General features: G+C 60.7%; 11 protein-coding genes. 6 read left to right on the top strand and 5 right to left on the bottom strand.

Annotation, left to right across the window (positions count from 1 at the left end; genetic code table 11):
• The 6 genes from VL202_RS25030 to VL202_RS25005 form a co-directional block, all read left to right on the top strand.
• The coding region (locus tag VL202_RS25030; protein WP_325466767.1) for an ABC transporter permease at positions 1 to 694 on the top strand (694 nt) is incomplete at its 5' end.
• A gap of 24 nt (positions 695 to 718) precedes the next feature.
• Positions 719 to 1,783 carry an ABC transporter ATP-binding protein gene (locus VL202_RS25025; protein ID WP_325466766.1) on the top strand — a complete coding sequence of 355 codons (1,065 nt, stop codon included), beginning with the start codon at positions 719 to 721 and terminating at the stop codon, positions 1,781 to 1,783.
• A gap of 18 nt (positions 1,784 to 1,801) precedes the next feature.
• Positions 1,802 to 2,155, top strand: a complete 354-nt coding sequence (locus tag VL202_RS25020) for a cupin domain-containing protein (protein WP_325466765.1) — start codon at positions 1,802 to 1,804, stop codon at positions 2,153 to 2,155.
• Positions 2,156 to 2,209: 54 nt separating this feature from the next.
• Positions 2,210 to 3,514 carry an FAD-binding oxidoreductase gene (locus VL202_RS25015; RefSeq protein WP_325466764.1) on the top strand — a complete coding sequence of 435 codons (1,305 nt, stop codon included), beginning with the start codon at positions 2,210 to 2,212 and terminating at the stop codon, positions 3,512 to 3,514.
• Between the two features lie 20 nt (positions 3,515 to 3,534).
• On the top strand, positions 3,535 to 4,443 hold the full coding sequence (locus tag VL202_RS25010; RefSeq protein WP_325466763.1) for a DMT family transporter: 909 nt from the start codon (positions 3,535 to 3,537) through the stop codon (positions 4,441 to 4,443).
• 1 nt (position 4,444) lies between these two features.
• Positions 4,445 to 5,665, top strand: coding sequence for an NAD(P)/FAD-dependent oxidoreductase (locus VL202_RS25005; protein ID WP_325466762.1), 1,221 nt, complete (start codon positions 4,445 to 4,447; stop codon positions 5,663 to 5,665).
• A gap of 78 nt (positions 5,666 to 5,743) precedes the next feature.
• Here VL202_RS25005 and VL202_RS25000 read toward each other — a convergent pair whose 3' ends face one another.
• From VL202_RS25000 to VL202_RS24980, 5 genes are all read right to left on the bottom strand, one after another.
• On the bottom strand, positions 5,744 to 6,619 hold the full coding sequence (locus VL202_RS25000; RefSeq protein ID WP_414692946.1) for a D-amino-acid transaminase: 876 nt from the start codon (positions 6,617 to 6,619) through the stop codon (positions 5,744 to 5,746).
• A gap of 44 nt (positions 6,620 to 6,663) precedes the next feature.
• Positions 6,664 to 7,581, bottom strand: coding sequence for a serine hydrolase (locus tag VL202_RS24995; protein ID WP_325466760.1), 918 nt, complete (start codon positions 7,579 to 7,581; stop codon positions 6,664 to 6,666).
• A 26-nt stretch (positions 7,582 to 7,607) separates the two neighbouring features.
• A complete protein-coding gene (locus VL202_RS24990) occupies positions 7,608 to 8,573 on the bottom strand; it encodes an ABC transporter ATP-binding protein (RefSeq protein WP_325466759.1) in 966 nt (321 codons plus the stop codon).
• On the bottom strand, positions 8,560 to 9,555 hold the full coding sequence (locus VL202_RS24985) for an ABC transporter ATP-binding protein (RefSeq protein ID WP_325466758.1): 996 nt from the start codon (positions 9,553 to 9,555) through the stop codon (positions 8,560 to 8,562). The genes VL202_RS24990 and VL202_RS24985 overlap by 14 nt, the downstream gene beginning before the upstream one ends.
• Positions 9,556 to 9,559: 4 nt before the next feature.
• Positions 9,560 to 10,073: ABC transporter permease (locus tag VL202_RS24980; RefSeq protein WP_325466757.1), on the bottom strand; the 514-nt coding region annotated here is incomplete at its 5' end.

Raw genomic sequence — 10,073 nt, 5'->3', positions numbered from 1 at the left:
CACAAGTTCGTTCCTCACCTATCCGATGGAGGGTTTTACCCTCGATTGGTTCAGGAAGGTGTTGACGGAGCCGACCTGGACGAATGCGCTGCTTAACAGCACCAAGGTTGCTATCGGGTCGATGATCTTCGCCGTGCTGATCGGTGGCCTTGCTGCAATCGGCGTGATGCTGACCCGGCGTGGGACCCAGATGGTGCTGAGCGTGCTGTTCGTTTCGCCGATCGTGGTGCCCACCGTCGTTCTCGGCGTCGCTTTCGCCTATGCCTTCGGTCGGGTGGGGATCGGTGGCGGCTATATCGCGCTGATGCTGGCGCACTCCATCCTTGGTGCGCCGCTTGTATTCCTGTCGGTCATCACATCGCTGCGCGGACTGGACCCCAACCTGGATCTGGCAGGCGCCTCCATGGGGGCGTCGCGCATCTACCGGTTCGCCACCATCACCCTGCCTTTGGCGGCGCCGGGCTTTGCGGCCGGTGCGCTCTTTGCCTTCATTACATCGTTCGATGAGGTCGTTATGGCGCTTTTCCTAGCCGACCCGGGCTCGACAACGCTGCCGATCGCCCTCTTTGCCGGCCTGCGCGACCGGCTTGAACCCAGTATCGTCGTGGTGGCTCTGCTGCTGTCACTCATGAGCCTTGTTGTCCTTGTTTTGATCAACAGGCTGCAAAAGCGCGGCACCAAAACCGTGCTGTGACCAGCATTTCCAGGAGTGACCTTCATGTCTTCGCTAGAAATCAAGAATATCTGCAAACACTACGGCGCTTTCCAGGCGCTGCATGATGTCTCCCTGTCCATTCGCAAGGGGGAATTTGTAACGCTGCTCGGACCGTCGGGCTCCGGCAAGACGACCTTGCTCAAGATCCTGGCCGGGTTCGAGCCGGTCTCTTCCGGGGCCATCATGATGGAAGGGCGCGACATCATCTCGCTGCCGCCGGAAAAGCGCAATTTCGGCCTTGTGTTTCAAGGCTATGCCCTGTTTCCGCATATGTCGGTCTACGACAACATCGCCTATCCCTTGCGCGTGCGGCGGCGGCCAAAGGCGGAAATAGACGAGCGCGTCAAGGCGCTGCTGGAGCTGGTGCAGCTGGGAAAATATGCCGGCCGCAAGCCGCAGGAGCTTTCAGGCGGGCAGCAGCAACGCGTGGCTCTTGCCAGGGCGCTGGTCTTCAAGCCCGATCTTCTGCTGCTCGACGAGCCGATGTCGGCGTTGGACAAGAAGCTTCGCCACGACCTGCAGGAGGAGCTGCGCGATATTCACAGCACGCTTGGCACGACCTTCATCAACGTGACCCATGACCAGGAAGAGGCGATGCATATGTCTGATCGCATCGCTGTCGTGAACCTGGGCCGGATCGAGGCTTACGATACCGCGCATGCCCTCTATCGCAAGCCGAAGACCCGGTTCGTGGCCGAATTCGTCGGCAAGTCGAATATCTTTCAAGGCAGGATTTCCAGCGAACCCGGAAATTCCTGCGTCTTCACGTCGGCCAATTTCAAGATGCCGGTTATCGATCCGGTAGCCGCCATGGAAGCCGGCAATGTCTCGCTGATGGTTCGCCCCGAAGATGCCGACATCTTCACCGCCCCGGTGACGGACGGTCGCGTATTCCTCTCCGCCAAAGTTGCCAGTTCCACCTATTCCGGTGACCGCGCGCTCTACACGCTCACCCTCGCTGACGGGACGCATTTCATTGCCTACGGCAATACCCGCTCCGGGGTTCATGCGAACGGTGCGGATGTGTTCGCCGGCTTTGCACCTGAAAATACAATTCTCCTTGGTTGAAATTCGAAAGGACATCTCTTGTCGAAACTGAAACATCTCCGCCCCTCCGATGCCGGCGAACCGATCGTCGACAGGCCTGGGCCGGAAAAACTGCTTGAAGGCAATCCGGAATTCAGAAGCTGGCCGTGCCGTGACGGCGGCAAGGTCCATACCGGAATCTGGGCTGCGACACCGGGCCTGCACAAGGTCGAACGTGATGAGACCGGCCTCGAGCAGTTCTACATTCTGGAAGGCGAGGTCGAACTGACCGAGGAAGGCAGCCAGCCGCAGCGCTTCGGCGCCGGCGATCTTGTCGTGATCGAGCCGAATTTCCGCGGCACCTGGCGGACGATCTCCACGGTGAAGAAAGTCTATTTCTTCGTCGAATTTTAAACCCGCTGGCAGCGCCAGTAACCCCTGAACAGCGCCGATATCATAGGAACAACCATGAAAACCACGCCTTTCTGGTGGGACGAAGCCGAGCCGGCCCACGGTGAACGCCATTTCGATACGAACACCTGTTCGGTCCTCATCGTCGGGTCCGGCTACTCGGGGCTCAGTGCCGCCATCACCCTGGCCGAGGCCGGGGTCAAGGATGTTTTTGTCGTCGACGCCCAAAGGATCGGCGAGGGCGCAAGCTCGCGCAATGGCGGCCAGATTGGCAACAACCCGAAATTCAGCCTGGCCGAGGCGACCCGACGGTTCGGCGCGCAACGGGCAGGCGAGATCATGGATGACTATGACCAGTCCATGTATTTCCTGCTGAAACGGGCGAAGACGCTCAAGGACCCTTTCGATCTGTCGATGTGCGGCAGCGTCGTCGGCGCCCATTCCCGCAAGGATCTGAAAAACCTGATCGCCTATCGCAACGGGGTCGATGAAGAAAAGCGGAAGGGGCTGGAGATCCTGAGCGAAGGCGAGGAGCATCGGGCGTTGAAGACCGATATCTATCGCGGCGTCATGATCAATCATCATACGGGCTCGATCCATCCCGCCAAATATGTTCGCGCGCTGGCAAATCGCGCCCGCGAACTGGGTGTCCGCATTTTCACCGGATTCCGCTATATGGGCGTGTCGAACAATGCCGGGCGGCACGATGTCCGTCTGGAGGCTGTCGCGAACCGGAAATCGATCACCATTTCATCCGAAAAGGTCCTGATCGGCGCGAACGGCTATGCCGGTTCGGAACTGCCCTGGCTGCGCAAGCGCACAATCCCCGTGCAGAGCTATATGATCGCAACCGAGCAGTTGCCTCTGGCCCAGATGGAAGAGCTTATCCCCGGCAACCGCGTCGTTGGGGATACGAAACACATTCTCTACTATTTCCGCCGCTCGCCCGACGGGACGCGGATCCTGTTTGGCGGCCGGGCCAAATTCCGTACCTCGACGGCCGAGGAATCGGCCGTGGGCCTGAGGGAGTTCATGCTTCACACCTTCCCGTCGCTGGAAAAGGCCAGGATCACCCATTCCTGGTTCGGCAATGTGTGCTTTGCCTATGATTTCTGCTCGCATGTCGGGAAAATGCCGGACGGCACCTATTACACGTCTTGCTGCAATGGCGGCGGCATCTCCATGATGACCTATCTCGGCCACCGAAGCGCGGAAATGCTGCTTGGGCTTCCGGGCCATGACCGGGGTGTCGTCAACACCCATTTCCCGCGGCTTTATTTCTACAACGGGCATCCCTGGTTCTTGCCCATGGTCGGAACCTATTACCGCTTTCTCGACAAGGCGGCGCGGTGGCGCGACTAACCGTCTGAAAAGGCACCTCCGTGATCAATCAAGCAAACCCGACGGCCGGTTCGCGGTCGGTCCTCGGCATTATTTTGATGTGCATCGCGATGTTCGTGGTGCCCCTCGCGGATGTGGGGGCCAAAATCCTGGTGCAGAAGGGAGTTTCTCCGCTGCAGACCGTATTTCTGCGGATGCTGTTTGGAACGATCCTTCTGCTCCCGCTGGTCAGGATCTACAGTCCCCGCACACTGGGGAAGGTAGCTCAGCCGCTGCCGGTTTTGGTGCTGGGGCTGTCGATCGTCGGCGCGACGACGTTCTTCTTCCTGTCCCTCGAATTTCTCGCCATCGCCGACGCCTTGGCGATTACGTTCATCCAGCCGTTTCTGGTGACGATTCTCTCCAAGTATTTTCTCAAGGAACATGTCAGCACCTGGCGCTGGCTGACGGTGGCGATCGGCTTTGCGGCAACCCTGATCATCATCCGCCCCAGTTCCGACGCGTTCGAGCCGGCAAGCATTCTCCCCCTGCTATCCGGCGCCTTCATGGCTCTCTATGCGATCACGGTGCGAACCACTACCCGATCAAATTCGGCGCTCACCACGACGTTTTATACCCATGCGGCGGCAACGGTTGTTGCAGCCCCTCTTATGTTCTTCGCCTGGGACGCGATGGACCGGGGGAGTTGGTTGCTCATTGGCGAACTGACACTGCTGGGGCTCGCGGTGCAATTCCTCATCATAAAAGCCTATGAATTCGGCGAAGCTTCTTTGATTGCGCCGCTTTCCTATACTGAAATCGTCAGTTCAACGCTGGCGGGCCTGTGGTTTTTCAATGAATTTCCTGACAGTGCAACCTTTGTTGGCGTCGCTATACTGATAGGTTGCGCAATTTTTACTTCATATCAAACGGCAACGCAAACGATCGCGGTGAAAGCGAAGGAGAGGTAAGATGAAATTTCTGGTAGCAGGTGCGGGTCTGGCCGGGCTGAACGCGGCATGGGAACTGGTCAAGGCGGGGCATTCCGTCGAAGTATTTGAATCCAACGATCGCGTCGGTGGGCGCTGCTGGTCGGAAACGCTGTCGAACGGCGAAGTGATCGAGCATGGCGGCGAGTTCATCGACGTCAACGACCATACGATACGCCGGCTATGCGCTGAATTCGGTCTGCCGATCGTGTCGCTGGGGATCACGTTCGATCGTCGCTGGCAGGTCGATGGCACAATCATGTCTTCCGGCGAGCTTGCGGAGAATATCCGCAACCTTACCGAGGCGGCGGAACGGCTGGTCAAAAAGCAGGGTTACCGGACCTCGTTGCGCGAGGTTGCGCGCGAGGCCTACGGACCCGACTATGCAAGCCTTCCCTATTGCCAGAAGCTGTTCGCCACCACCACCTGCGACCCGGACAAGGTGAATGGTATCGCCATCGCCAGAATGTTCCAGGGGCATTCCAAGGGATATATCGAGCACCGGGGCAGGGTCATGGCAGGCAATGATGCCGTGGCGAAGGAAATCCATCGTCGTATCGGTGACATTGTCCGTTTCAATACGCCGATCGTCGAGATCACCCAGGATGATACTGGCGTCCGGATGACATCCGCCTCCGGGGAGGTTTTCCGTGGCGACCAGGCCGTCATTGCGGTGCCGCTGCCGCGCCTGCAGAAATTGATCGGCACGGTGGATCTGCCGCCATTGATGCGCAAGGCGATCGAGGGGCGCGTGATGGGGGCGGCGGCGAAGCTGAACATCGTCGTCAGCGGCGATGCGCCGCCGAGAGGCATGCAGGCGCCCGGCGCGCCATGGTGGTCCTGGAGCACGGAGGCGAATGAAGGCTACAAGGCCCGCGGCGCGCTGACCGTCTATGTCGGCGGCAAGGCGACGATGGACACGCTGCGTCTCGATGACGGCGGAAAATACTGGCTGGAACAGGCCCGTCGCTATCGAACCGACCTCAATGTTAGCGATGACTACATCCTCACCAACTGGGGCACCAATCCGCATACCGGCGGCGCCTATTCCATGCCGGGGCTGGATTGGGAACCCGAACAGGACAATGTGTTCAGCCAAGCTGTCGGCAGGATTGCCTTTGCCGGGGAGCATACGCATTTCGCGTCGCTCAATGGAGCGCTCGAGTCAGGCGCGCGCGCGGCAAAATTGCTGACCCTGATCTAGGCCGATGGAGGAAGCCAAACCGGGTTTGGCTTCCTCCTCATGCATTGACCGCTTTGCCGGTCCTGCGTGTCCCGCAGGTCAGATCGCGGCCTTGCGTGCTTCCTGGATGTAAAGCTCGCGCAGGCGGATGGCGATGCGGCCGGGCTCACCGCTGCCGACCGCTGTACCGTCGATTTCGACGACCGGCGTCACGAAGGTCGAGGCACCGGTGATAAATGCCTCATCGGCGCTCTGCGCTTCCTCGATGGTGAAGTTCCGTTCCACGATCTTCATCTGCGCTTCGCGGGCATAGTCCAACAGAGTGGCGCGGGTGATGCCGTGCAGGATATCGTTCGACAGGGCACGGGTGATGATCGTGCCGTCCTTGACGATATAGGCATTGTTGGCCGTGCCCTCGGTCACGAAACCGTCCTGCACGAACCATCCGTCGTCGGCTCCGGCCTTCTTCGCCATCATTTTCGCCATGGAGGGATAGAGCAGCTGGACGGTCTTGATGTCGCGACGGTCCCAGCGCAGATCGGGTATGGAAATGACCTTGATGCCGGTGCGTGCCTTGGGCGCATCCACCAGATTGGGCACCGACTGGGTAAACAGCACGACGGTCGGCGCCACGTCCTCGGAGGGGAAGAGGAAATCGCGATCGCCCGGATTGCCGCGTGAAATCTGCAGATAGATCAGGCCTTGCGTGATGTCGTTTCTGGCCACCAGCTCGCGGTGAATGTCCAGCAGGGCCTCGCGTGTCAAAGGCTCGCGAATATCGAGTTCCGCGAGAGACCGTTTGAGCCGGGCGACATGGCCGTCGAAATCCAGCAGCTTGCCATCGATCACCGAGGTTACCTCATAGACGGCATCGGCGAAGACAAAGCCGCGATCGAAGATCGAAATCCTGGCTTCGTCTTCAGGAAGATATTCCCCATTCAGATAGACTGTTCGCTTCTCGTGCATCGCGCTCATCCCGGGCGTTTCATGGTCAGAACAGGACATCTTGTCCTGCCGCATCAGTTCAGCAGTATCTCATAGAAAATCTTCCCCATTTCCGGAAAGACTTTCGGATGATCCTCGCATATCCCTTTTCCCTGCGTCATGAGGCAGACGATGATGGCCGGCTTGCCCGGCGCGGCGATACGGATCAGATCATGCTTGTAGTAGGACGCGCGAGGATCGCCCGTCCAGGAATTCTTCCCGGCCTTGCTCCAGATATCGGCCTCGGCCGGCACGCCGCCACCGAGGAAATCATTGACCTGAAAGTGCGGCTGCCTTGCTTCCATGCTTTCACGGTCGCGAAGAAGGATTTTTTTTGCGCGCGCGCGCGACGCATCGGAGAGCGGAACCGCACCGGAAAAGATTTCGTGAAACAGCCGTGCCGCAGCCAGAGGTGTGAGGGCGTTCAGATACTCGCCGGAGCGGCCGGCATACTGTGCCTCGCGGCCGTAGCGAATATCGTCCATCAGCTTCTGCGTGATGTTGCAGGTTTCGAATTCGGGCCATCCCAGATCGTGGAAGAACCGGTTCAGCGCCTCGCGCTTCTCGCGCCAGCCTTGAAACTCGGAATCGTCGAGCAGCGTGTTGCCGCTCGTGCCGGTAATCGCGTCGATCACGTAATTGGTGCCGGTGTTAGACGACCAGAGAATCATGTCGCGCATCGCACGTGACAATTCCTCATGATCGGCGACGCGGCCCGTATCGATGGCGTTCAGCGCGTGCACGAGATGGAACACCTTGACGAGGCTGCAGGGATAGCACCGCCAGTCGCCGCGATAGGCAAAGCCATCGGGCATTTCGCCGAGGCCATTTTCCCGCAGGGCGACAAAACCAAAATTGTCGGAGGTCAGGCCCTGTTCGCCAAACTGGGTGAGGAGACGAGAGGAAATGCTTTCGCAACGGCCGGACCAATCGGCATTGGATTTGAAAAACATCGGAAGTTCTTTCTACGGGTAACGGATCACGCAAGAAGGCGGGCGGTCTTCCAGCAACGGGCAAGACCGCCGGTGTCGAGAGGCTGCATCGGCTGAGGCGCCTGGCAGGCCGCCTCGGCGAGCGGACAGCGCGGCGCAAAGCGGCAGCCGGGCAGGACGGCGAAGGGGTCGGGTATCTCGCCGGTAATCGGCTCGCGCAGGGACTGCGGCCGGCGCACATCCGGCACAGCCTCGATCAGCGCCTGCGTGTACGGGTGCCGCGGCGCCGCGAAGAAGTTGGCGCATTCCTGCAGTTCGACGATCTCGCCGAGATACATCACCGCCACGCGGTCGCAGAGGTAACGCACCACATTCATGTCGTGCGAGATGAAGACGATCGTCAGGCCCTTGTCCCGGTTGAGGCCCTTCAGCAGATTGATGATCTGGGCCTGCACCGAGGCATCGAGCGCCGAAACCGGTTCGTCCGCGATCAGCACCTGCGGATCGGCGCAAAGCGCGCGGCCGATGGATACGCGCTGGCGCTGTCCCCCGGACAGGGCATGCGGGAATTTCAGCGCGGTTTCCGGGACGAGACTGACTTCGGCCAGAACACGCTGCACCTCCGCCTGCCGGTCGCTACGCGACATCTGCGGGCGATAACGCGCAACCACCTCTTCCAGTTGAGCGCCGATGGTCATGCGCGGGTTCAGCGAGGAATAGGGATCCTGAAACACCATTTGCAGGCGGCCTTCACGGTCCGGCCCTTCAAGCGGCTGGCCGTCGAACAGAACCTGTCCACCATCGCTGGGCTGAAGGCCTATCCCGATGCGTGCCAGCGTGCTCTTGCCACAGCCTGACTCGCCGACAATGCCGAGAATTTCGCCCTGACGCACCGCCAGATCGACACCGCGCACGGCGTGAAGATAGATCTGCTTGCGGTTGGCGAGCAGATCGCCAAAACTGCGCTTCACCGGGAAGCGTCGCTCGACCTTCTGGAAATCAAGCAGCGGCATGGGACACCTCGTTCAGGATGCAGGCGTCTAAATGTCCTTCGGCAGCGGCCGGTCGCGGATGCAAGCCCGGCGCCGTGCCGATGGTGCATTGCGGCTGGGCAAAGGTACAGCGGGGTGCGAAGCGACAGCCGGCCGGCGGGTCAATCAGGCTCGGGGGCGCGCCCTTGATCGGGATCAATTGACTGTCGCGGCTGACCTGTCCCGGCAAGGCTGCGAGCAGCGCGCGGGTATAGGGATGGGACGGCGCGTCGAGCACATCGCGCACCGCGCCCGTTTCCACCACGCGCCCCGCATACATCACCGCCATCCGGTCGCAGATCTGCGAGACCACGCCGAGATCGTGGGTGACCAGGATGATCGATGTGCCGAGGCTGTCGCACCGCTCTTTCAAAAGGCGCAGGATCTGGTCCTGCACCGTGACGTCGAGCGCCGTCGTCGGTTCGTCGGCGATGATGAGGCGCGGGCGTAGCGCAAGCGCCATGGCGATGACGACGCGCTGTCTCAATCCACCGGACAGTTCGTGCGGATAGGCATCCAGCCTGCGCTCGGGCGAGGTGACATGCACGTCGCGCAGGAGCTGCAAGGCGGCGGCCCGCGCCTCGGCGCGGGAAGCCTTGCGATGGCGGCGGATCACCTCGCCGATCTGCTTGCCGATCCGCATCGTCGGGTTCAACGCGGACAATGGGTCCTGGAAGATGAAGGCGACGTCGCGGCCGCGCACCTGGGCCAGATCGCGCTCACGCATCTGCGCCAGATCCCCGGCGCCTTCCAGCGTGATCCGGCCATTGGCGATCCGGGCCGAAGCACCGCCGAACAGGCGCAGGATGGACCGGCAGGTCGCGGATTTGCCGCAGCCGGATTCGCCGACAATGCCGAAAATCTCACCGGGCTTGACGTCGAAGCTGACACCGTCCACCGCCCTTGCCGTGCCTGAGGGACTTTCGAATTCGGTGACCAGATCGCGTACGGACAGAAGGCTCATGACATTACCCCTTCGGCTTCAGGGCCGTGGCGAGACCCTCGCCAAGAAGCGAGAAGGCGATGCCGATCCAGACGATGGCGAGGCCGGGGAAGATGGCCATCCACGGTGCTTCCCGCATGTAATCGATGCTCTCGACGATCAGCAGTCCCCATTCGGGGGCGGGCGGCTGTACGCCGAGGCCGAAGAAGGACATGGCCGCCACCGCCTGCACCGTCAGCACCACGTCCGACATGGAATAGACCAATGCTGGGGTGACCACATTGGGCAGGATATGACGCAGCATCACCCTGGGCTTGCCGAAGCGCAGGACGCGCGTCGCCTCGATGAATTCCAGCCGGGACACCAGCAGCGTCTCGCCGCGCACGATGCGGGCATAGCCGATCCAGTTGACGATGAAGAACGCGATGTAGAGATTGGCCTCGCTCGGCCCCAGCACACCGACGATCGCAAGGATCAGGACATAGAACGGGAAGGCCCAGACGACATCGGTGAGCCGCATCAGCGCCGCATCGACGATA

Source organism: Pararhizobium sp., assembly GCF_035497515.1.
In the GTDB taxonomy this organism is placed as follows: Bacteria; Pseudomonadota; Alphaproteobacteria; order Rhizobiales; family Rhizobiaceae; genus Pararhizobium.
This window is presented reverse-complemented; position numbering and strand designations above follow the sequence as displayed.

What these genes read in the sequence shown, in the direction of transcription:
- VL202_RS25015 (WP_325466764.1), top strand. Translation starts at nt 2,210, where the DNA reads ATGAAAACCACGCCTTTCTGGTGGGACGAAGCCGAGCCGGCCCACGGT.
- VL202_RS25025 (WP_325466766.1), top strand. Translation starts at nt 719, where the DNA reads ATGTCTTCGCTAGAAATCAAGAATATCTGCAAACACTACGGCGCTTTC.
- VL202_RS24985 (WP_325466758.1), bottom strand. Translation starts at nt 9,555, where the DNA reads ATGAGCCTTCTGTCCGTACGCGATCTGGTCACCGAATTCGAAAGTCCC.
- VL202_RS24990 (WP_325466759.1), bottom strand. Translation starts at nt 8,573, where the DNA reads ATGCCGCTGCTTGATTTCCAGAAGGTCGAGCGACGCTTCCCGGTGAAG.
- VL202_RS25005 (WP_325466762.1), top strand. Translation starts at nt 4,445, where the DNA reads ATGAAATTTCTGGTAGCAGGTGCGGGTCTGGCCGGGCTGAACGCGGCA.
- VL202_RS24995 (WP_325466760.1), bottom strand. Translation starts at nt 7,581, where the DNA reads ATGTTTTTCAAATCCAATGCCGATTGGTCCGGCCGTTGCGAAAGCATT.
- VL202_RS25000 (WP_414692946.1), bottom strand. Translation starts at nt 6,619, where the DNA reads ATGAGCGCGATGCACGAGAAGCGAACAGTCTATCTGAATGGGGAATAT.